We start from the raw sequence: 21,186 nt of genomic DNA, 5'->3' as shown, positions 1-21,186 counted from the left end.
TCCACTGAGTTGCCCCGCAAAGTGTGTTTGCGCGGCAAGTGGAGGGTGATCTCCTCTGAGTTGCCTCTTATAAGGAGTCGTCTATTTTTTTACAGACAGCCAGCCGGATCGTGTGCTCACATAGGACCAATCAGCTGAATTGAACAAAAATATCCAGTCCGAGTGGGGTGTGTCCTTCAATGCCGGCTTCTTCTTCCTGGCTGTACTCGATATAAGGACCACCGGAGACATAAACAAAACCGGTCGGTACATACTTCTTGGTGTAGGCTTTAATTGCTTCTGCCTTTTCACCTGACAGCTGGCCGAGCGGCAGCCCTTCGACTTCCACTAGGACACCATGTGGACCGTCCGGCTGAAAGTCCACATTCATTGTAGTAACCTCGGCATATTTAAAGGTACGACGGGTCAGGGGAGTCACATCTTTTAAGCTGAGTCCACCATAATAATGTTTGAAGGGATCCTCATCGACCATCTTTTCAACAATTGTCTGAACACGTTCTTTGTCGGCCTGTAGCTCGTGTGCAGTCAGGCGGGTTTCATACTGCACAGCCTGAGCCTGGTTATCTGGATCAGCATCTGCTTCGGAATAAGGGGTGCCTGCTTCTTTTTTATTTCCTTTTAAAAAATCAAAGAGTCCCATATTTTTTTCTCCTCATATAGTTTATTTTGTGTACTGAATTGTCTGTCAGGTTCCCGATTAATAGAAAGCTGGACTTCCTGCTTGAGTGCAAAGATGAGAGAGGCGGTCTGTTCTTCATAAACCATCCGCGGCTCTTATGCACGGTTTGCCCGCAGATGGATATGTGCAGCCTGACAATTGTGCACAGGCTTATACCACCGACTCAAGCATAAACAATCCCCTTAGCAGAGTCAATCCGGACTGTTGCACCAGCTTTTACAATACTCTGCTATTGCGGTAGTCTATATTTCGTGCCAACGCTTTAAAAGCGGTGCAGTGTCAAGAAGTGATTCCCAGTATTCAGGTGGTCAGCAGACCAGTTTTTATATGTCTTGAATCAAGGTGGACTTTACTCTCACAGCTGGATATTGAGGCGACAAGAACGGAAGAGGGCACTGGAGCATAAAAAAGAAACATCAGGGAAGTCTTCGGTCAGTAAGCACGCTAATATATATAACTGTAACTTATATAGTCTATAATTATTAAGAGTTAGACTTAGCTTAAAAAACCTATTATTATCATATTGTAAGCGATTGCTTGAAAAGGGAATAAGCTCAAGTAATCAGTTCAGACAAGAGGTCTGCATATACTTAATCTTATAGGAGGAAAACAATGAGGGAAGTAGTCATAGTTGAAGCGGCGCGCACAGCGATCGGCTCACACGGAGGAGCACTGAAAGATGTATCAGCAGTCGATTTAGGAGTTACAGTCGTCAAAGGAGCAATGGAGCGGGTAAAGCTGGATCCAAGCCAAGTGGATGAACTGATTTTTGGGAACGTGCTCAGTGCGGGACTGGGGCAAAATGTGGCTAGACAAATTGCAATCCATTCCGGCATTCCAAAGGAAGTGCCCTCCTTTGCACTGAATAAGCTGTGTGGGTCCGGACTAAAGTCTGTAGCCCTGGCTGCTCAGGCTATCATGGTGGGAGACGCGGACGTCGTTATCGCCGGTGGAACTGAAAGTATGAGCAATGCAGCGCATGTAATGGAAAATGCCCGCTGGGGTCAGAAAATGGGAGACATGAAAGTCGTTGATACCATGCTCAGAGATGGACTGGTGGATGCGTTCAACCACTATCACATGGGAAATACGGCAGAGAACATCAATGAAAAGTATGGCTTCACCAGAGAAGAGCAGGACAAATTTGCAGAAGTCAGTCAGAACCGGGCAGAAGCGGCCGTCAAGTCCGGCCGGTTCAAGGATGAAATCATTCCGGTCGAGGTTCCTCAGAGACGCGGTGAACCGGTAGTCGTGGATACCGATGAATACCCTAAGTTCGGCATGACCTTTGAAAAACTGCAGAAACTGCGTCCGGTCTTTAAAAAAGACGGTTCAGTCACAGCTGGGAATGCATCGGGAATCAATGACGGGGCCGCTGTTCTGATTATGATGAGCAAGGAAAAAGCTGACGAACTGGGTATGACGCCGCTTGTCACACTGAAAGCTTATGCGAGTGCAGGTGTCAGTCCAGAAATCATGGGATGTGGACCCATCCCGGCGACACAAAAAGTGCTGAAAAAAGCCGGTATGTCAGTAGAAGACCTGGACCTGATCGAAGCGAACGAAGCCTTTGCAGCCCAGTCACTCAGCGTCGTGAAAGATCTGAACTTGAATACTGAAATCGTCAATGTCAACGGGGGAGCGATCGCTTTGGGGCATCCAATTGGAGCCAGCGGAGCCCGTGTTTTGGTAACACTGATTCATGAAATGATTAAAAGAGATGCAAAAACCGGTTTGGCTACCTTATGTATCGGCGGTGGTATGGGAATCGCTGCGGTAGTTGAGCGCTAGGAGGAGAAGTATGGATAAAGTAATGGACATTAAAGAAGCCATCAAGGATATCAGAGATGGAGATACCTTGATGATTGGAGGCTTCATGGCTAATGGCGCACCGGAAAAACTGATTGACGCGCTGATTGAACAAGGAGTCAAGGATATCACCCTTATCAGCTCAGATACGGGCATGATTACGACCGGTTCAGGTAAGCTGATCGCCCGCAAGCTGATCAAGAAACTCTATGCCTCACACATTGGAACAAATAAGGAAACAGGCCGCCAAATGAACGAGGGTGAAACCGATGTCGAATTGGTACCTCAGGGTACATTGGCTGAACGCATCAGAGCGGGTGGTTATGGCCTAGGTGGCTTCCTAACTGAAACTGGAGTAGGGACACTGGTTGAAGAAGGCAAGCAAAAAATCACTGTGGAAGGTGTGGAGTATCTGCTGGAAACGCCTCTGACAGCTGATTATGCACTGATTCATGCAGCTAAGGCAGATCGGAACGGTAACCTGGTTTATCAGGGATCAACCAACAATTTCAGTAACGTAATGGCTTCAGCAGCCAAAGTGACGATTGTTGAAGCGGACGAAGTCGTTGAAAACGGCGAACTTGACCCGAACTTCGTGCACACGCCGGGTGTATTCGTTAACCGCATAGTGGATGGAGGGGCAGTCAATGGATAAACATGAGATTCAGGAATTTATTGCAAAACGGGTAGCGAAAGAACTGGAGCACGGCTCAATCGTCAATCTGGGGATTGGCTTGCCGACTAAGGTAGCCAACTACATTCCGGATGATATCGAAGTGCTGTTTCAGTCGGAAAACGGCTTTGTTGGCCTGGGGCCATCGCAGACGGAAGAGACTCACGATCCTAATATTGTCAATGCCGGTGGACAGCCGGTCACCATCAAGCCGGGTGGAGCCTTCTTTGATTCAGCGGTCTCTTTCGGGATCATTCGTGGAGGACACGTGGACCTGACGGTACTGGGTGCCTTGCAAGTCGATGAGAAAGGAAACATCGCAAACTACATGATTCCAGGTAAACTGGTTCCAGGTATGGGTGGAGCGATGGATTTGCTGAATGGAGCGAAAAATGTAATCGTAGCCATGCAGCATACGGCTAAGGGCAATCACAAGATCTTGAAGGAATGTAATCTTCCCCTGACAGCTCAGGGGGCAGTAGACACAATCATTACCGAAATGGGAGTGATCAAGGTCACAACGGAAGGCCTGCTGCTGACGGAAATCAATCCTGACTTTACGGTCGAAGACGTCCAGGAGGCTACAGAAGCCAAGTTGTACGTGGATAAAGACCTCAAGCAGATGCAAGTCTGATAGACATCTAAATGCACTTTTTGAAAATCATGACCAAGCAAATAAAAATTGGAGGAATCAGATATGGTAGAAGGACAAGTCGTATTTATTACAGGAGCAGCAAGTGGAATCGGACACTCTATTGGGATGGAGTTTTTGAATGCTGGGGCCAAAGTCGTTTTCACGGATATCAATGAAGAGAAAGTAAAAGAAGTGACCGGCGCACTTCAAAAGGATGGAAAAGACTGTCTCGGGATCAAAGTGGACGTCACATCTGAAGAAGATATCAAGTCTGCCATCGAACAGACAGTTGAAAAATACGGCCGTCTGGATGTACTGCTGAACAATGCCGGCTTACAGCACGTGTCACCTATCGAAGATTTCCCTACAGCCAAGTATGAATTTATGATCAAAGTCATGCTGACGGCTCCTTTCATGGCAATTAAGCATGCTATGCCAATTATGAAGAAGCAGGGATTCGGACGTATCCTGAATATGGCATCCATTAATGGTCTGATCGGCTTTGCTGGGAAATCCGCCTATAACAGTGCTAAGCACGGAGTTATTGGACTGACGAAAGTAGCTGCTTTGGAAGCAGCTGAATACGGTGTGACGGTTAATGCGATCTGCCCGGGTTACGTGGATACCCCATTGGTCAGAGGACAACTGAATGACCTGGCTCAGACACGCAATGTACCCCTGGAAAGTGTCCTTCAGGATGTTATTTATCCGCTGGTTCCGCAAAAACGGTTGCTGGACGTATCCGAAATTGCACACTATGCCATGTTCATCAGCAGTGAAAAAGCGCAGGGGATTACCGGTCAGGCACTTGTGCTTGACGGCGGGTACACTGCCCAGTAAATAGCGAAAGAGTGACGGTGGAAGCAGGCTGTGGTCGGCTTTCACCGGCCTTTCCGTGTGTAAAGAATACACTTTAGGTAAGGGACTGCCTAGTGAATCGAACAAATCACCTACGTAGAAAGAGGAGTGAGAAATGTGGAAGTATTAGGAATTATTGTTGGCTTATTTATATTGATGGGCTTGGCTTATCTGGGCTATTCAATCATCTGGGTGGCTCCGCTGGCGGCTGGTTTTGTCGCCTGGACAGGCGGGCTGGACCTGTTGGAAGCGTATACCGGCATTTACATGTCCGGCTTGGTCGGCTTTCTTCAGACCTGGTTCCCAGTATTCATGCTGAGTTCAATCTTTGGGAAGCTGATGGAAGATACAGGTATGGCACGTTCGGTGGCCTTGACTTTATCCAGACTCTTAGGCAAGAAAAGGGCCATTCTGGGTGTTTTTCTGTCAGCGGCTGTGCTGACTTACGGGGGAATCAGCCTGTTCGTCGTTGTCTTTGCCGTTTATCCGTTGGCTCTTTCGCTCTTTAGAGAGGCGAACTTGCCTAGACGCTTGATACCGGCAACGATTGCTTTAGGAGCATTTACCTTTACGATGACTGCTATACCGGGAACACCTCAGATCCAGAATCTAATCCCCATGCCGTATTTCCAGACTACACCGACAGCTGCCCCCGTTATGGGGATTGCAGCGGCGCTGGTCATGGCTATCGGGGGGTATTTCTATCTGATGTGGAGACAAAGTCAGCTGGTTAAAAATGGCGAAGTCTTTGATGAACCTAAAGACAACACTGTAGTAGAAGTAGCAGGTGAAGTCCCTAATGTCTTCCTGTCGCTGCTTCCGCTGGTTTCCGTTCTGGTTACGCTAAACGTACTTGAGTGGAATATTGTGGTAGCACTCTTTGCAGGGATTTTACTGATCCTGCTACTGAGCTTGCCGAGAATTAAAAGTATTGGGATCACGAGCTCAATCAACGATGGAGCCAAAGGGTCGGTCACCGCTATTATCAATACCAGTGCCGCTGTCGGTTTTGGTACGATTGTTCAGGCCGTTCCTGGCTTTGCCGTTTTGACCTCCGCTTTGATGTCGATTCCGGGTAATCCTTTGGTATCTTTAGCGGTAGCCGTCAACCTGCTGGCTGGAGCGACCGGATCAGCTTCCGGGGGAATGGGAATCGCACTGGAAGCATTGGGAGAACAGTACTTCCAGCTGTCTCAGACAACCGGTATTGCTCCGGAAGCTTTCCACCGTATTGCTTCCATTTCCTCAGGTGGACTCGATGTTTTGCCACATAACGGAGCAGTATTGACCCTCTTGACCATTACGACACTGACACACAAGCAAAGTTACATGGACATTGCCGTCGTCGGAATCATTATTCCCATTCTGTCTGCTATCGTGGCTATTGGACTGGCTTCAGTAGGCATATATTAAAAGCGAAAATAAAAAAGGCGATACTTTCAGTTTATAGCTGAAAGTATCGCCTTTTTTTCGGAGCAGAGTTTTAGCGGAGGCAGATCCTCTGCATCAGCTCTTTGCCGATCCGACGCGGGCCTGTAACTGACTGTCCAGAGCATAGTAGTCACGCATGTAGTTGAAGACATAGTTTTCGACTCTTGAATAGCGCTTCTGCTTTCTCCGGCAAAGAACCACTTCCCAGTACAGGGGGTGGACAAATTCCTTTCGGATTACATCGGTCATGGAATAATACTTGGCGACTGGAGTCGGCAAAATAGTGATCAGACTGGAATTACGGGTGGCATTTAAAAGTAGATCCCACGAAGCAGACTGCAAGGAGAGCTGCGGCTTGATCTGCAAACTGGCAAACTTTTTCTGCAACTGATGATGGATCATATAGGTGGAATCAAACAGGGCCATTTTCTCATTATGCAAATCGGCCCACTCCAGCTTGTCCTTCAAGGCAAGGGGATGGTCTTTGCTCATAAAAGCTGACAGGGTATCTCTGGACAGCTGAACCTCTTCTACAGACTCGCTGTCCAGTTCCGTTGGCTTTAGCAAGACAGCAATGGGCAGTTCCTGCAGAAGCAGACCTTTTTTGAGCTCTACGGCACCCGCTTCTTTGATTTCGAAGCCGATTTTGGGGTTTTCCGACAGCAGCTTCGGTAAAATTTCCGGAAAGACGACTGAAATCACAACCGGTGGAATGCCGATTTTCAGATTGCCTTTAAGCTGGGAGGACTCTTCTTGAAGGTCTTCCATCATGAGTTCGTATTTGCTGATAATGTCTTTAGCGTGGGCAAACAGGATCTCTCCGGCAGCTGTTAGATTTTGAAGTCTGCCGTGGGAGCGCTCGAACAACTGGACATTTTCATTACGTTCGAGGTTAGAAATCGTCTGACTTAGAGCCGGCTGGGACAAGTGAAGATACTTGGAAGCCTGCGACATATTAAAATCCGCTTCGACAATGGCTACAAAATAGGACAATTGCTTGATATCCATAACTGAGGATCTCCTTCATCATTAAAGTTTTTTGCGCAATCAGGCGACGAGAACCAGAACTTCCTTCGAATTGATCAGCAGAAGATTGCCGATAACTGTTCCTAGAGAACGGGTTCCCGCTGTATGCCGGTTGGCTAAAATCGTCCATTCATCGGGAAGCGGGAAACTGCTTTTCAATTCGACCCAGTCGGAATGGTCGCTTGTATTGGCAATCACCGCCATGATTGACCAGTCGCCTTCACCCGACGTGTTGGGAATGGTGTAGGCGATGACGTTTTCTCTCAACTGAGAGAAAGTGATATTGTCACCGGTCTTGTTGGTCCTGTCCTGAAGTGGCCGGTAGTGTCTGCGAATCTGAATCATACCTTTGTAGTAGTTTCTTAAATCTTTGTTATCATAAGCACGCCTCCAATCCAGCTGATTGATGTTGATGGAAGAGCGGTAGCTGTTCTCATCTCCGGCTTTGGTCCGGGCAAACTCTTCACCAGCCTGGAAAAAGGTACCGCCCAGGGAAGTGAACAAAAGGGCCGCATTGATTTTATTCAGTTGAATCAGCTCGACGTTTCGTCCGTAGGAGCTGCGATCGGTGCGCGATGCGACCAGCTTGTCGTAAAGTGTTAGATTGTCGTGAGCCGAGGCATAGGTAACGACCTGTGCTGGTGTACGGGCCCAGTTCTTTTCCTGGGGAAGACTGAAGCGGCCGACATGCTGCTGGGTATTGGCCAAAATACTAGCAATCAGATCGCTGTTTGAATAGGCACTGCCTTCACGACCGTTGGCTCCTTGAAGAAAGGCGCCTTGACCGGCATCAAAAACTGGACCTTTAATAGCATCACGGAATTCGTCATTAAATATCGCAATTCCATCGGCCAGTTCTCCCACATGGTACTTGTCCGCGGGCTTATTGGGTTCAAATATAGCAACACTGCCTGCGTTCCATGGCTCGCCGTATATTAGGACCTTTTCATGGCCATTGGCATTCAGCGTCTCTCTCAGCAGGTTCATCGTCTGCACATCATGCAGGCCCATCAAGTCAAAACGGATACCGTCGATGTGGTACTCTTCAATCCAGTACATCAGCGAATCAATGATGTATTTACGCATCATTCGTCGTTCACTGGCAGTTTCATTGCCACAGCCGGAACCATTGGCAGGAGAACCGTCTTGGTTCTGTCGGTAATAATAGTCGGGTACGGTTTTCTGGAAGGCGGATCGACCAAGATCAAAGGTGTGATTGTAGACGACATCGAGAATGACACCGATTCCCCGGGCATGCAGACTGGCGACCATGGCCTTGAATTCTCTGATGCGTGCAGTCGGGTCAGCGGGATCTGTGGCATACTTGCCTTCCGGTACCATGTAATTTTTAGGATCATAGCCCCAGTTGTAAGCATTAGATTCTTCATCATTCTGGTAATCGAAGGCAGGTAAGACATGAACATAATTGATACCCAGGTCAGTCAGATAGTCCAGGCCGGCTGGCTGGTCAGAGACACCTTCCACAGTCACTCCTGTTTCAGTAAAAGCCAAGTATTTCCCGCGGAAGTCCGGGTTGAAATCAGCTGCTTCGTCACTCGAAAAATCTTCCACATGCACTTCGTAGATGATGGCTTCAGTAATAGCATCAACCTGATCAAAATAATCTTCCTGCCATCCTTCAGGATCGGTGTCGCTTAAGTTGATGATTGCCGAGCGGTCACCGTTCAGGCCGACAGCTGTACTATACAGATCGGCTGTTTCCACTTCTTTTTTATCGTGCACAAAAACATACGTATAGAAATACCCGTTCAAATCATCGCTGACTTTAATAGACCAGACATTTTCTCTGGCAGTCATGCGGAGTTTGCGGACAGGATCTAAGGCATCAGCGGAGTCATATAGGCAGAGCCAGGCTTCTTTGGCAAGGGGAGACCAGACTTTAAACGTTGAATAATTCTGATGATAATTGAGACCCAAATCATTTTTTTCATACAGGCGGTCTTCCAGATACGGGATGCGCAATTCAAGGGGCTGTTTGATATCCATAGCAAAATTCCTTTCCTCTTTCTAACAAGAGTATACCATGCAGAAAGAACTTATATAGAAGAAATTAGACCAGACAATAAAGTGAGCAAGTCTCTTTAATGCGTCACAGGAAACCGATAAACTGAAGCAGATTGAACCAGCCGATACTGTAGAAAGCAACGGAAAGAGGGTTTCTTAGCAAAATGGGCAGGATGACGCGATGCGTGCTCATATCAGAGGGTCCAGCCAAATAGCAGATAACATTATCAGGAGCAAAAGGAAGAAAAGTGATCAGAGTGAAACAACGTGAGAATGACTTGCTGTTGGTTAGATTCGCCTCGTATTTTTGAAGTCTGGCTTGGCTGACAAGGCTACTGAGAGCTGTTTCACCGTAGCGGCGTACTTGTAGGAAAGCAAGGATAAAACACATGCTGATGCTTACATAACTATTGACGACTCCAATCACAAGGATGAAAAGGACGACTCCGGCTATATCGGTCATGGCTGAAGGAAGCAGAGGAAGAAACAGCTGCAGGATCTGGAGCAGGATAAATAAGACAACAGCACAAGAGCCAAAACTTTTGACCTAGCGAACAAAGTTTGCCCGAGATTCAAAGCCTCCACTCTCCTACACGAAAAAAAGAAGAATCAGTGACAGGAGAAGGCTGAGCAAGCTTAGAGCGTCTATTTGTTCAATCTTCCGGTTCATGATTGTCACATCAACCCCACCTCTCTCTTTTTATGCTTATATATTATCAGGATAACAAAAAAAACGCTCATAGGAGCGCTTTTTTTAAACGGTTTGACCTTTGCAGGGAAGACCTCTGTCAGTCAGTTCAGAAGTTCAACAAGTATTTTAAAAGCTGCCTTGTGTCCAATCAGAGTCCGCTCTCCATTAAGGGCTTCCAGTGTAAAGGGCCCATCGTAGGGCTCGATATCGCTGATTGTATATTCCTTTCCGAGTTTGACCTTTTTGTACAAAAGGTACTCCAGAAAGTCTTCTTGGTCGTCAACTTCTTTTATTTTGAAACGGTCCCCTGTCTGGCATTCAATGAGTGGGGTGGAGTGAATTTCAGGAATAGTCCCGTCTTTGTTCGGAATGACGCCTCCATGAGGATCGAAAGTTGGCTCGCCGAGAAAGATATTCAGGCGCTCAATCAAAAAATCCGATGAAGCGTGCTCCAGTAAGTCTGCATCGGCGTGCACTTCATTCCAGTCGTAACCAAGCTTTTCAGCCAGAAAGACTTCCCATATCCGGTGTTTGCGGATCAGCTGATTGGCGATAAGCAGCCCTTTTTCAGTTAGTTGAACCCCCTGGTAAGGCAGGTGGGTAATCAGCTCTTCCTTGAGCAGCCGGTTGTTCATTTCCGTGACAGATGCGGCTGAGATGGAAAGTGAACGGACCAGCTCTTTGTTGGTGACCACAGTATCCTGGCCTCCGAGTTCATGAATCGCTTTTATAAAATCTTCTTTATTGGGTGTCATAAAGTTACCCCTTTATATTATTCATCTATTCTAAAGTTGTACCATATTTAAGCAGAAAGGTCAAAATGAGCCTGAAAAATAAACTAGGGTTGACTGTAAAATATTTTTAGGGTAGACTAAAAAAAGTTAAAGACTAAATTTAAATATTATAGGAGTGTTAGGTAATGAGAAAGATCAGAGCAAGTCTACTATTTGGAAGTGTCATGCTGCTGGCAGCGTGTGGAAATGGAGAAACAGAAGAAGCGGTTGATGAGCAAGCAGTTGAATCAACTGAAGAGGTTGCAGAAGCAGCTGAGCTGAATGTTGTTGCTACCACCACGATGATGGCCGATCTGATGGAAGTGATTGGTGGCGAGCGAGTTGAGGTCACAGGCCTGATGGGTCCTGGAATCGACCCGCATGATTACCAGCCGTCTACATCTGATGTCAATGCGATGACTGAAGCAGACATCGTAGCATATAATGGCTTGATGCTTGAGGAGCGCTTCGTTGAAGTGTTTGACCAGCTGGAACAGCAGGGTGTCTTTACCATCACTGCTGAAGACGCAATGGACACCTCAGTACTGCTGGATCCAGAAGAAGACGAGGAAGATTTGGAATACGATCCGCATATCTGGTTCAGTGTTGCCCACTGGGAAACGGTAACAGAGCATGTAGCTGATCGCTTAAGTGAAAAAGAGCCGGAAAGTGAAGACTATTTCAGAGAGAATGCAGAAAACTACCTTGACGAACTGGCCGAGTTAAGAGAATATATAGAAGAAAGAATTGAAGAAGTACCTGAACAGTCAAGATACCTGGTCACTGCACACGATGCCTTCCAGTATTTTGGCGAAGAATTTAATTTTGAAGTGCTGGGACTTCAGGGTCTGAACCCTCAGACAGAAGCAGGGACAGCAGACATCAGTAGTCTGGCTGATTTCCTGGCAGACAATGAAATCAATGCAGTATTTGTCGAGACATCGGTATCTCCAAGAGGAATCGAAGCCCTGATTGAAGCAGCTGCCAGTCGAGGACACGAAGTGGAAAATGCAGGGGAGCTTTACTCTGACGCCTTGGGAAGTCCGGATGACGGAACAGATACCTACATTGAAATGTTCAGAGCCAATATCGACACGATTGTCGATGGTCTGACTAACTAAGCAGAAGCAAGAATTTATTAGAGAAAGAAGGAACTGTTGTGGATAAAGCCGAAGCGATAAGGGTCGATCATCTGACCGTTGCCTACGATGCCAAGCCCGTTTTATGGGATATTTCTATCCAATTCAAAAAAGAGCGTCTGACAGCGGTGATTGGTCCTAACGGCGCCGGCAAATCCACCCTGATCAAGTCCATGCTGAGTTTTATTCAGCCGATTACAGGCAGTATCAGTTTCTCCGTCGATGACCAGCAGGACCGTGCATACAAAGCGGTCAAAAACCGAGTCGCCTATGTTCCGCAAAATACGACAGTAGACTGGGATTTTCCGGCAACCGTTATGGATGTCGTTCTGATGGGCCGCTACGGTCATTTGGGCTGGATCAGACGACCAGGTAAAAAGGACAAGGAAATTGCCAAGCAAATGCTTTTGAAGGTCGGTCTGCCTACCTTTGCTTCTAGGCAGATCAGCCAGCTTTCCGGAGGCCAACGCCAGCGGGTGTTTCTGGCCCGTGCACTGGCACAGGAGGCGGATATATACATCATGGATGAACCCCTAGCTGGTGTAGATATGAAGACGGAGCGAATCATTATGCAACTACTGAAGGGGTTGGTCAGACAAGGAAAAACGGTAATCGTTGTCCACCATGACTTGCAGACAGTCAAGCAGTATTTTGATGATGTCGTGCTGATCAATAGGGAAGTGATTGCTGAAGGCTCTGTTAAGGAGGCCTTTACAGAAGAGGCAATCGACCAGACCTACCATCAGGACAGAAATCTGGGAGAAGGTGGACACCCGTCATGATCGACCAGATTGTTTTGCTCTTGAATGACTATACTTTTCAAGTCGTTGCATTAGGAACAGGTTTTCTCGGTCTACTAAGCGGGGTGATCGGCACATTTGCTACGCTTAGAAAAGAAAGTTTGCTGGGCGATGCGTTGAGTCATGCTGCTCTTCCTGGAATAGGTATTGCCTTTTTGCTTATTCAAAGGAAAGAGCTGTCCCTTCTGTTACTGGGAGCAATGATTGCTGGCTTGCTAGCAACGCTGATTATTCAGGTCATGAGCCGGAAAACGGTCGTTAAGCTGGATAGTGCCCTGTCTCTGGTACTTTCCAGCTTTTTCGGTCTAGGACTGGTTATCCTGACAGCTATCCAGAACAATCCCAATGCGAGGCAGGCAGGACTCAGCAACTTTATCTTCGGGCAGGCAAGCGCGATGCTTAGACGGGATGTTCAGCTGATTGCTGTTGTAGGCTCTGTTTTGCTGATGCTGGTTGTTCTGTTCTGGAAAGAATTTAAAGTATTCACTTTTGATCCGATGTTTGCTCGGACCTTGGGCTTTTCCAGTAAGATAACGGAAACCCTCCTGTCGACAATGATTGTAATCACCATCATCTTAGGGCTGGAATCTGTTGGAGTGATCCTGATCAGTGCGCTGCTGATCGGGCCATCTGTAGCAGCCCGTCAATGGACTGACCGTCTAAGTCTGATGATGATCATCGCTGGAGTCATTGGCTTTATTTCCGGAGTGATGGGAACCTTTATCAGCTCGCTGGCTGCCCGTATTCCAACGGGGCCAACCATTGTGGTCGTTGTGAGTTTCTTTGTGTTTATCAGTTTATTCTTTTCTCCTAAACGGGGCATTCTGGCCAATCACTTCGCCTATAAAAAAAGACAAAGAGCCTTCATGAAGCAGATCAGAAGTCTAGAGGAGGGTAAAGGATGAGCATGATTACACAGATCACTATGGTAGCTGTTGTTGTAGCAGTCACCTGTGCCCTGCCCGGCGTCTTTCTAGTTTTACGAGGGACAACTATGGTGTCTGATGCCATTACCCACACGGTTCTTTTAGGAATCGTTCTGGCTTTTTTCATTACCCAGGATCTGAGATCTCCCTGGTTGATGATTGGAGCAACTTTGGTCGGGGTAGGGACTGTCTGGGCTATTGAAGCCCTGCAGCAGACCAAGCTGCTATCAAATGATGCAGCTATCGGGATCATTTTTCCCCTGTTTTTCAGTATCGCAATCATTCTGATTACTCGTTATGCCGGGAATGTTCATCTGGACGTTGATGCTGTACTGATGGGCGAAGTCGCCTTTGCCCCGTTCAGACGCTTCGTCTTCATGGGGATGGACCTGGGACCACGAGCCTTATGGACGATGCTGGTGATTTTGATTTTAAATAGTTTGTTCATCTTTTTGTTTTACAAAGAACTGAAACTCACTACTTTCGATGCTGCCTTTGCAGCAGCCGTCGGTTTTTCGCCGGTACTGGTCCATTATGGACTGATGACTTTGGTATCACTGACTGCTGTTGGAGCGTATGACTCTGTAGGCTCGATTCTCGTAGTTGGCTTCATGGTTGGTCCCCCTCTGGCGGCCTACTTGCTGACTGACCGGCTGTATATCATGATCGCCTTAAGTATCGTCTTGGCTATCGTAAACAGTGTAGTGGGTGTCCAGCTGGCTTTTGCACTGGATACAACGATAGCGGGTATGATTGCCACCGTTACAGGGTTCACAACCCTCCTGATCTTTGTATTATCTCCCAAAAAAGGGCTGATCAAGGCTTCCTTGAACCGGAGAAGAGAGCTTAAAAAAATCGACCGTCAGATTAAGCAGGCTCAAAAAAGCTGACTAAAAAGTGGTCTTGTTGATAAAGAGAAACGCTGGACGAGAGAGCAAGACAGGTCATGTGTTTCAATCAAATAGAAAAGCTGCGCATCTGTAAAAGGTGCGCAGCTTTTTTGCAGCCGGAGCTTATTTCGATCGTGTAGTCAGCCGTTCAATCAGCCGGAAAGACAGCGGAGTTAAGGGTTCTGTCGGCTGATCCAGTTTCTCAAGCAGCAGCCGGCAGGCGTTTTGCCCTTGTTCTTCTATACCGTAGTCGACGGTGGTCATGTCCATGACTTCACTTACATCGAGGTTGTCAAAACCAATTACGGCTATGTCTTCAGGCACTCGCAATCCTTTTCGCCTAATCCTGGACACGACCAGGGCTGCAATCGAGTCTGAGTGGGTCACTACACCATCCGGTTTATTCGGCTGCTGGAGGATCCAGTTGATGATCTCGTCAACTTTTTCAGCAGATAGGGTATGGATAAAGGGTTCAGCTGGATGGGGGCGGATCTGCTTGTCCTGGCAGAAGTCCTGGTAGGCTAGAACCCGTCGCCTTGTATTGCGGCCGGCTGCCGTGCCGTAAAGGTTTAGGATGTTTCGGCAGCCAGTCTGCCACAGGTAGTCTAGAGCCAGTCGGTGTCCCTGATAATGATCGATATAGACAGACGGAATCTGATCAGACTCCACATTATGTAGGGTCACGACCGGTCCGAAAGCCGCATAGCCTTCAAGAGTAGCCCAGTCGTTAGCCCGATAAATGAGAAAGATACCATCGATTTGCTTGGCTTTTAACATATCAAAGGCCTCGAGTTCACGCCTGCGGTCACCATTGGTTACGAAAAGAGTCGTTGTATAGTCGGCTGCATAGGCGGTACTGATAAAAGAATTGATTCGTGCCACCGCTGTATCATTGAACTGGGTACTGACAATTCCCAAATTTTTTGTTGAGCCCGTCCGCAGATGCTGTGCGTTTTTGTTGGGGCTGTAATTGAGCAGATCGATGGCCTGCTGAACGGCCTGTCTGGTTTCTTTGCTGACATATCCACTTGAGTTTATGACACGGGATACGGTCGCGGAAGAGACCCCGGCATATTCTGCAATGTCTTGTATCGTCGGCATTTTACCCACTCCTCTTCGTTTTTATTATAGCAGATTAAAAGCCAGTAGAGGAAGCTCTTGAGTTGAATATCCAAGAGTTTGAGGGGTAGATAGAATTGGACTCTGAACGCAAGTAAGCTTCAGGCAGAGCCTCTTAAAGAAGACAAGCCTGAAGCAAAACGTTATATAGCAGTTTTCAACAAGGCAGCAAATGGGGGGTGAGGCAGAATCCACTGCTGGATATTCAGCGGAAGAGGTCTCGCCATGTTTGCTTACGTTTACGAACCTTGGTGAACCGGTCACTACTTGTTTCGACCAGTACTTCCCGGCTCAAGCTCATAAGAAGGTCCTGTACATGGACACTGGTTTGTCCGGGATGGGTTTTTCTGTAGAGACTATCCGCCCCCAGTTCCCAGGCTTTAGAATTATCATAAAGATACAGTTTCAAAATGGACAGAATATGACTTTTACGTTTAGGGTCAAGCACTGGAAAGGCAATCTCTACACGCTTGATCATATTGCGGGTCATCATATCAGCTGAGGACAGGTAGAGATTTTCTTCTCCATTATGATTGAAGTAGTAGATGCGGCTGTGTTCAAGAAAGCGTCCGATGACGCTGCGGACCGTGATGTTGTCGCTTACACCAGGAATGCCGGGAATTAGACAGCAAATGCCTCGGACGATCAGCTCAATTTTCACACCGGCCTGGCTGGCAGCGTAGAGTTTAAGCAGCATTTTCTTATCTGTCAGTGAATTCATCTTGGCAATAATGTGGCCACTGCCGAACTGCTTATGCAGGCGAATTTCTTTTTCGATATGTTCAATAAACATATCCCGTATATCAAATGGGGACACACGCAAGTGATGATAATGGGGGTCTTCCACATAGCCGCTTAAATAGTTGAAGAATGTGAATACGTCCTGCGTGATTTCCTTGTTGGTCGTGATCAGGCCCATATCGGTATAAAGTCGGGCTGTCTGTTCGTTGTAATTTCCTGTTCCCAAATGAACATAACGTCTGAAGCCGGAAGAGCTTTTCTTGACAATCAGAGTAGCCTTGCTATGCGTTTTGAGTGCCTTGACACCATAAAGAATATGGGCACCCGATTCTTCTAGCTCCTTGGCCCAGTGGACGTTATTCGCTTCATCAAAGCGAGCTTTAAGTTCAACAAGAACGGTCACCTGGATACCATTTTTGGCAGCAGATTTTAGGGCTTCGATCAGCGGCGAATCTCGGCTTACCCGGTAGAGAGTCTGTTTGATTGACACAGTGGCCGGATCCTTGGCAGCTTCTTGAACAAAGCGGATGACCGGCTCAAAAGAGTCAAAAGGGTGATGAAAAAAGAGATCGAAGCGGTCTGCCAGTTCGTGTACGCTCTTTCTTTTATATGTGTCAGGCAGGTAAGGCTCAAAGGGGACATAAGTATCTGTAATATGTTTGTCTTTGAGCAGGTCGACACCCTCAAATAAAAGGGTGAGGTCGATGGGGCCGTTCAATACATAAATATCCCGCTGTTTAATGGATAAAGCTTTTTTCAGCACACTGATTTCTGCTTCTATATCTATTCCGTCAGCTGGCTGCTGAATTTCCAGGCGGACAGCCATTCCGTTTTTCCGTTTTTCAAGATAATCTTCAATAACCGACAGCAGATCATCTGCGCCTTCTTCTTGTATTTCCAGATCGGCATTGCGGGTAATCCGAAAAGCAAAGCTGCAGCTCACCTCATACCCGTGAAAAACGTCCGGCAGAAATGATTGGATAATGTCTTCAGTCATTAGAAGATAGGTATGCGCATCACTGTCGATAGAATGCAGCCTAGCCAGGCGTGCCGGCACGGGAATGATGGCCGTGTAGTCTTGGCCGCCTTTTGTCAGCGTGACAAAAAGGTGGAGAACCCCGTCACTTAAATGGGGGAAAGGACGATAGGCATCGATACCATAAGGAGTGACAGCCGGCTCGATTTCTTTGACAAACAGATTTCTGGCTTTCGTATAGTCTTTTTTTCCTAAATCCTGAACCCTCTTAAAAAAGACTCCACGTGTTTTCAGCTGCTCTTTTTTCTCATCGAACAAGCTGTACTGACGGGCCACATTCTGCCTATTTTTGGCCGTGATTTCCTGCAGCTGTTTTTTAGGAGACCATTGCTTTTTCGTGTCTTTTTCCATTACCCCCATCTTCAGCTGATCTTGGAGGCCGGCCACACGTATTTTATAAAATTCATCCAAATTTGAACTGCCTATAGCTAGAAATTTCAGCTGCTCTAAAAGAGGATTCGAGTCATCCGTGGCCTCTTCCACGACCCGGGCATTGAAATCGAGCCAGGAAAGCTCCCTGTTCTGATAGTAATCGGGATGTTCGATATCAGGAAGTGGTCTGTTCATGCGTCTCCTCCCTTTATGGCTTCCGCAGGCTGATTTTCGTTGTGGAAAAAGAGCTCAAGGGGTTTGCCCAGAACCCGTTCCAGGTGATTCTTGTGCTTGTTTGCCCGATACTTTTCTGCGATGGCATCGCCTGAATAGGTGATATGCAGTTCAAAGCTCTCTTTGTCTGTTTGCTTGAGATCCATACCCTGGACAAAGTTAACATGGGAATCACTCAGAGCTTCAGCAAATTTGATGACACAACCGAGATAGAGCAGGGTTTCTTTTTCCTCTTCTTCAAACCAGCTGTCTACCGCTTTAACATACTGTTTGAAGAGCGAACGGTTTTTGTAACTGGCAACTAGGGCCAGCCGGACCCGGTCTTTGTGGTCGAAGCCGAAGAGGTTGGTATTGGATATAATGTAAAAGGTATGTTGGGATTTGGAATCATCTTCTATATAACTGCCTAAATAATAGAGAGTAGCTCCATAGTGGACCAAATACAGCTGCTCCTCATCAATAGACAGCAGTTTCTTTTCTTTTAAAAGGGACAGAAGCTGATCAGCGAGAATGATTCGCTGATGAGCACTAATTGGCCGAATATCATACTGCTTGAACAGACGCTGAACGGTCTGCCTCTTGATGCCATATAAATCGTAGGGTTCACTGTATTCCTTATTCAGTCTTTCGAGGATAATCCCCTCCCGCAGACCTCGATTACTGATGGCAAAGATAGGGGCACCGATGACTTTCATCAATTCAGTAAAGACGATACCTGCGGGAATAATGATATCTTGGCGGTCCTCACTTAGGCCGTCCAGGCTGCCCATATTTTTTGAAGGAGTAGAACGGAGTAACTCAAAAGTATCCGTCAGTTCATCGGGCGTCATTTTATACTGGTGAATACCAGCAATGGGGTAGTCAGTCTGACGCTGGTTAATTTCAGCATAGTTTCTGGCTGAACCGCCTATTCCAACCAGCGGGACCTGAGCGTCAATCAGCCAGCTGAAGCTGGAAAACTGTTCATTAACCCACTTGGCTGCCTTACTGATAGCCTCTTTGTCACTGTGTTGTTTGCCTTCAAAAAATCGCTTCTGCAAGGAGACGGCTCCAAAAGGAAAACTGTGCAGTGCTTGAACCTCCTTATTCTTGTATAGGGTCAGTTCAGTACTGCCACCGCCGATATCGATACTGATGCCATCGGTCAAATCCATTGTGTGGCGGACAGCATAATTTCCATAAAAAGCCTCTTTCTCTTCTGAAAGGAGTTCCAGTTCCAGTCCAACTTCATTTTTGACTGATTGAATAATATCATTCCGGTTGCCGGACTGGCGAACGGCTGCTGTCGCAATGGCCCGAAAGCCGTCCACATTGTAGCGCTGAGAAATTTCTGCAAAACTCTTCAGGACGGAGACTAAAACATCAATTCCTTCCTGAGTCATGTTTTTCTGCTCGTTGACATACTGAACTAGACGAGCGGGGGTCTTAATGTTTTGAAGCTCCGTGATACCCTGGTATTCGTCCATCTCAAAAACTACTAGACGAATTGTATTTGAACCGACGTCGATCAGACTGAACCGTTCATTTTTCATTAAAACACACTCCTTATTGAGTCATTCAAGCGATTGTCTAGACTTATTCTTCTTTATTTTACTTGATTTAACCTCTGTATGTCCAAAAATCACACTAAGATTACATGAATGTTACAAAAATAATGATAGCGAATACATCGCTGGTAGGCAATGTATTAATTTGAATAAATAGGTTTTTTTGGACATATTTATCCCTTTCTTGTAATAAATTGTAAGATTATAGAAATGTACTTCATTTTATTTATCGGTATAATAGCGTGGCATTGTACATTTGATTTTAAGATATCTCAAATTCAAAACAGAGAGGATTGTTCTTTATCGCCATGAAAAAGAATTTAGCTGGTATGGTTGTTGCAATGACCGCATTGATAACATTTGCCTATGCCCCATCTGCTTCAGCTGATACCCTTGAAGTTCTTAAGGAGCAGCAAGAACATAAGCAAGTTGAAATCGATTCATTGATGAGAGAAATGAATACCGTCATGGAAGAAGTCAGCATATTAAGCACTAAAATGGCTGAACTTGATCAGGAAATCGATGGAAAGCAAGTTGAAATCGAAACAGCTGAGAAAGAAGTACACGATCAGGAGAAAATTGTTGAGGAACGATTGGAACAGGCTCGTCAAAGACTGCAGTCCCTGCAGCTGAACGAAACCAACCAGAATATTGTTTTGACTATACTGGAAGCTCAAAGTCTGGGCGATCTGTTAAATCGTGCCGTTGTTATTATGCGCCTGACCGATGCAGGTAACCAGCAGCTTGAACTTGCACAAGAAGAGGTTCAAGTCTTAGTCGAGCTAAATGAAAATCTACTGACAGCTCAAGCTGAACTGCAAAACAGCAGAGAAGTGGCTCAGGAGCAGAAAGCTGATTATGATGAAAAGGTGGCTTCGCTTCAAGCTTTAATCAGAGACAACGAAGCTCAGCTAAATACGCTGGTAGAACGCGAAGCAGCTGAGGAAGCGCGTATTGAAGAAGCCAGACGTGTGGCGAGAGCAGAAGCAGCTCGTGCTGCAGCTAGAAGAGAAGCAGAAGAAAGAGCGGCAGCTGAGCAGCAAAGTAGTGAACAGGAAGTTTCTATTTCTTCAACAAGTTCTTCAACAGCTCAAGCGTCCGCTTCGGCACCTACCGAATCTTCTCAGACAGCGAGCGCGTCAAGTTCAAGCAGCCGCTCATCAAACAGTAACAGCTCGTCAAGCAGCCGCTCATCAAACTCAACTGCAAGCGCACCAGCTCAAGAAAGCAGCTCAGCGCCAGCAGAAGAATCAAGTAGCCAGCAGAGCTCAGGCAGAACCTTGCGCATGCAAGCGACAGGCTACTCCACTCGACAGCCCAGCCTGAGTACACATACAGCGACAGGTATCGATTTAAGAGTCAACCCGCGTGTCATTGCTGTTGATCCGTCTATTATTCCACTGGGAACAATGGTTGAAGTAGAAGGCATGGGCGTTTACATTGCCGGAGACACGGGTGGAGCAATCCGTGGCAATATCATTGACATTCACTTCCAGACTGTAGCTGAGGCTTTGCAGTGGGGAAGACGTACCGTTAACGTTCGTATTCTTGACTAATAGTTTTTATTCAAAGACTTTCGGGGCTAATGCTCTGGAAGTCTTTTTCTATGGAACATTTTTTTGACGCACTTTCCAGCCCACTATTCACATTATTTTCCAGATGCATTAACTACTGGGGCTAGGGTCAGAACTGTTTTAACCGATAAGTGAAGAGCGCTGCATAACATGATGCAAGTGGGGAGCAGAAAGTCTGGAGTTGCCTCGCAAACGGTCTTTGCGGCGCA

18 protein-coding genes are annotated in these 21,186 nt (G+C 46.8%); 10 read left to right on the top strand and 8 right to left on the bottom strand.

Features of this window, described 5'->3' with window-relative positions:
* Nucleotides 1-130: 130 nt before the first annotated feature.
* Nucleotides 131-640, bottom strand: a complete 510-nt coding sequence (locus ADIAL_RS07260; protein WP_034301955.1) for a hypothetical protein — start codon at nucleotides 638-640, stop codon at nucleotides 131-133.
* A 651-nt stretch (nucleotides 641-1,291) separates the two neighbouring features.
* Between ADIAL_RS07260 and ADIAL_RS07255 the strand changes: the two genes are divergently transcribed.
* The 5 genes from ADIAL_RS07255 (at nucleotide 1,292) to ADIAL_RS07235 (ending at nucleotide 6,066) form a co-directional block, all read left to right on the top strand.
* A complete protein-coding gene (locus ADIAL_RS07255) occupies nucleotides 1,292-2,470 on the top strand; it encodes an acetyl-CoA C-acetyltransferase (RefSeq protein ID WP_034301953.1) in 1,179 nt (392 codons plus the stop codon).
* Between the two features lie 10 nt (nucleotides 2,471-2,480).
* On the top strand, nucleotides 2,481-3,143 hold the full coding sequence (locus ADIAL_RS07250; RefSeq protein ID WP_034301951.1) for a CoA transferase subunit A: 663 nt from the start codon (nucleotides 2,481-2,483) through the stop codon (nucleotides 3,141-3,143).
* Nucleotides 3,136-3,795 carry a 3-oxoacid CoA-transferase subunit B gene (locus ADIAL_RS07245; RefSeq protein ID WP_034301947.1) on the top strand — a complete coding sequence of 220 codons (660 nt, stop codon included), beginning with the start codon at nucleotides 3,136-3,138 and terminating at the stop codon, nucleotides 3,793-3,795. The genes ADIAL_RS07250 and ADIAL_RS07245 overlap by 8 nt, the downstream gene beginning before the upstream one ends.
* 63 nt (nucleotides 3,796-3,858) lie before the next feature.
* A complete protein-coding gene (locus tag ADIAL_RS07240; RefSeq protein ID WP_034301944.1) occupies nucleotides 3,859-4,635 on the top strand; it encodes a 3-hydroxybutyrate dehydrogenase in 777 nt (258 codons plus the stop codon).
* 135 nt (nucleotides 4,636-4,770) lie between these two features.
* A complete protein-coding gene (locus tag ADIAL_RS07235; RefSeq protein ID WP_197017776.1) occupies nucleotides 4,771-6,066 on the top strand; it encodes a GntP family permease in 1,296 nt (431 codons plus the stop codon).
* A 93-nt stretch (nucleotides 6,067-6,159) separates the two neighbouring features.
* On the opposite strand, the gene ADIAL_RS07230 is transcribed toward ADIAL_RS07235, so the two are convergent.
* From ADIAL_RS07230 to ADIAL_RS07215, 4 genes are all read right to left on the bottom strand, one after another.
* On the bottom strand, nucleotides 6,160-7,092 hold the full coding sequence (locus tag ADIAL_RS07230; protein ID WP_034301941.1) for a LysR family transcriptional regulator: 933 nt from the start codon (nucleotides 7,090-7,092) through the stop codon (nucleotides 6,160-6,162).
* Nucleotides 7,093-7,131: 39 nt separating this feature from the next.
* Complete coding sequence (gene pulA, locus ADIAL_RS07225; protein ID WP_034301938.1) at nucleotides 7,132-9,117, bottom strand: type I pullulanase; 1,986 nt, start codon at nucleotides 9,115-9,117, stop codon at nucleotides 7,132-7,134.
* A 103-nt stretch (nucleotides 9,118-9,220) separates the two neighbouring features.
* Entirely contained in the window at nucleotides 9,221-9,598 is a 378-nt protein-coding gene (locus ADIAL_RS11620) for a VTT domain-containing protein (protein WP_034301936.1), read from the bottom strand.
* A 329-nt stretch (nucleotides 9,599-9,927) separates the two neighbouring features.
* Complete coding sequence (locus tag ADIAL_RS07215; RefSeq protein ID WP_034301934.1) at nucleotides 9,928-10,581, bottom strand: metal-dependent transcriptional regulator; 654 nt, start codon at nucleotides 10,579-10,581, stop codon at nucleotides 9,928-9,930.
* Nucleotides 10,582-10,745: 164 nt separating this feature from the next.
* On the opposite strand from ADIAL_RS07215, the gene ADIAL_RS07210 reads away from it, so the two are divergent.
* Genes ADIAL_RS07210 through ADIAL_RS07195 form a run of 4 tightly spaced genes read left to right on the top strand, consistent with a single transcriptional unit; the run spans nucleotide 10,746 to nucleotide 14,354 of the window.
* Nucleotides 10,746-11,720, top strand: a complete 975-nt coding sequence (locus ADIAL_RS07210) for a metal ABC transporter solute-binding protein, Zn/Mn family (RefSeq protein ID WP_034301932.1) — start codon at nucleotides 10,746-10,748, stop codon at nucleotides 11,718-11,720.
* Nucleotides 11,721-11,758: 38 nt separating this feature from the next.
* Entirely contained in the window at nucleotides 11,759-12,520 is a 762-nt protein-coding gene (locus ADIAL_RS07205; protein WP_034301930.1) for a metal ABC transporter ATP-binding protein, read from the top strand.
* Nucleotides 12,517-13,443 carry a metal ABC transporter permease gene (locus ADIAL_RS07200; RefSeq protein ID WP_197017775.1) on the top strand — a complete coding sequence of 309 codons (927 nt, stop codon included), beginning with the start codon at nucleotides 12,517-12,519 and terminating at the stop codon, nucleotides 13,441-13,443. Before ADIAL_RS07205 ends, ADIAL_RS07200 begins: the two co-directional genes overlap by 4 nt.
* Nucleotides 13,440-14,354, top strand: a complete 915-nt coding sequence (locus ADIAL_RS07195; RefSeq protein WP_034301929.1) for a metal ABC transporter permease — start codon at nucleotides 13,440-13,442, stop codon at nucleotides 14,352-14,354. The genes ADIAL_RS07200 and ADIAL_RS07195 overlap by 4 nt, the downstream gene beginning before the upstream one ends.
* 123 nt (nucleotides 14,355-14,477) lie before the next feature.
* Here the strand turns inward: ADIAL_RS07195 and ADIAL_RS07190 are convergent, their stop codons facing one another.
* The 3 genes from ADIAL_RS07190 to ADIAL_RS07180 form a co-directional block, all read right to left on the bottom strand.
* Nucleotides 14,478-15,455 carry a LacI family DNA-binding transcriptional regulator gene (locus tag ADIAL_RS07190; RefSeq protein ID WP_034301927.1) on the bottom strand — a complete coding sequence of 326 codons (978 nt, stop codon included), beginning with the start codon at nucleotides 15,453-15,455 and terminating at the stop codon, nucleotides 14,478-14,480.
* Between the two features lie 223 nt (nucleotides 15,456-15,678).
* A complete protein-coding gene (gene ppk1 / locus ADIAL_RS07185) occupies nucleotides 15,679-17,817 on the bottom strand; it encodes a polyphosphate kinase 1 (protein WP_034301925.1) in 2,139 nt (712 codons plus the stop codon).
* A complete protein-coding gene (locus ADIAL_RS07180; RefSeq protein ID WP_051503802.1) occupies nucleotides 17,814-19,388 on the bottom strand; it encodes a Ppx/GppA family phosphatase in 1,575 nt (524 codons plus the stop codon). The genes ppk1 and ADIAL_RS07180 overlap by 4 nt, the downstream gene beginning before the upstream one ends.
* A gap of 323 nt (nucleotides 19,389-19,711) precedes the next feature.
* On the opposite strand from ADIAL_RS07180, the gene ADIAL_RS11115 reads away from it, so the two are divergent.
* Complete coding sequence (locus tag ADIAL_RS11115) at nucleotides 19,712-20,959, top strand: 3D domain-containing protein (RefSeq protein WP_051503801.1); 1,248 nt, start codon at nucleotides 19,712-19,714, stop codon at nucleotides 20,957-20,959.
* Nucleotides 20,960-21,186 lie beyond the last annotated feature (227 nt).

The organism is Alkalibacterium sp. AK22, assembly GCF_000585255.1.
In the GTDB taxonomy this organism is placed as follows: domain Bacteria; phylum Bacillota; class Bacilli; order Lactobacillales; family Carnobacteriaceae_A; genus Alkalibacterium.
This window is presented reverse-complemented; position numbering and strand designations above follow the sequence as displayed.

What these genes read in the sequence shown, in the direction of transcription:
- pulA (WP_034301938.1), bottom strand. Translation starts at nt 9,117, where the DNA reads ATGGATATCAAACAGCCCCTTGAATTGCGCATCCCGTATCTGGAAGAC.
- ADIAL_RS11620 (WP_034301936.1), bottom strand. Translation starts at nt 9,598, where the DNA reads ATGACCGATATAGCCGGAGTCGTCCTTTTCATCCTTGTGATTGGAGTC.
- ADIAL_RS07260 (WP_034301955.1), bottom strand. Translation starts at nt 640, where the DNA reads ATGGGACTCTTTGATTTTTTAAAAGGAAATAAAAAAGAAGCAGGCACC.
- ppk1 (WP_034301925.1), bottom strand. Translation starts at nt 17,817, where the DNA reads ATGAACAGACCACTTCCTGATATCGAACATCCCGATTACTATCAGAAC.
- ADIAL_RS07180 (WP_051503802.1), bottom strand. Translation starts at nt 19,388, where the DNA reads ATGAAAAATGAACGGTTCAGTCTGATCGACGTCGGTTCAAATACAATT.
- ADIAL_RS07195 (WP_034301929.1), top strand. Translation starts at nt 13,440, where the DNA reads ATGAGCATGATTACACAGATCACTATGGTAGCTGTTGTTGTAGCAGTC.
- ADIAL_RS07200 (WP_197017775.1), top strand. Translation starts at nt 12,517, where the DNA reads ATGATCGACCAGATTGTTTTGCTCTTGAATGACTATACTTTTCAAGTC.
- ADIAL_RS11115 (WP_051503801.1), top strand. Translation starts at nt 19,712, where the DNA reads ATGAAAAAGAATTTAGCTGGTATGGTTGTTGCAATGACCGCATTGATA.
- ADIAL_RS07250 (WP_034301951.1), top strand. Translation starts at nt 2,481, where the DNA reads ATGGATAAAGTAATGGACATTAAAGAAGCCATCAAGGATATCAGAGAT.
- ADIAL_RS07230 (WP_034301941.1), bottom strand. Translation starts at nt 7,092, where the DNA reads ATGGATATCAAGCAATTGTCCTATTTTGTAGCCATTGTCGAAGCGGAT.
- ADIAL_RS07240 (WP_034301944.1), top strand. Translation starts at nt 3,859, where the DNA reads ATGGTAGAAGGACAAGTCGTATTTATTACAGGAGCAGCAAGTGGAATC.
- ADIAL_RS07245 (WP_034301947.1), top strand. Translation starts at nt 3,136, where the DNA reads ATGGATAAACATGAGATTCAGGAATTTATTGCAAAACGGGTAGCGAAA.
- ADIAL_RS07190 (WP_034301927.1), bottom strand. Translation starts at nt 15,455, where the DNA reads ATGCCGACGATACAAGACATTGCAGAATATGCCGGGGTCTCTTCCGCG.
- ADIAL_RS07215 (WP_034301934.1), bottom strand. Translation starts at nt 10,581, where the DNA reads ATGACACCCAATAAAGAAGATTTTATAAAAGCGATTCATGAACTCGGA.
- ADIAL_RS07210 (WP_034301932.1), top strand. Translation starts at nt 10,746, where the DNA reads ATGAGAAAGATCAGAGCAAGTCTACTATTTGGAAGTGTCATGCTGCTG.
- ADIAL_RS07255 (WP_034301953.1), top strand. Translation starts at nt 1,292, where the DNA reads ATGAGGGAAGTAGTCATAGTTGAAGCGGCGCGCACAGCGATCGGCTCA.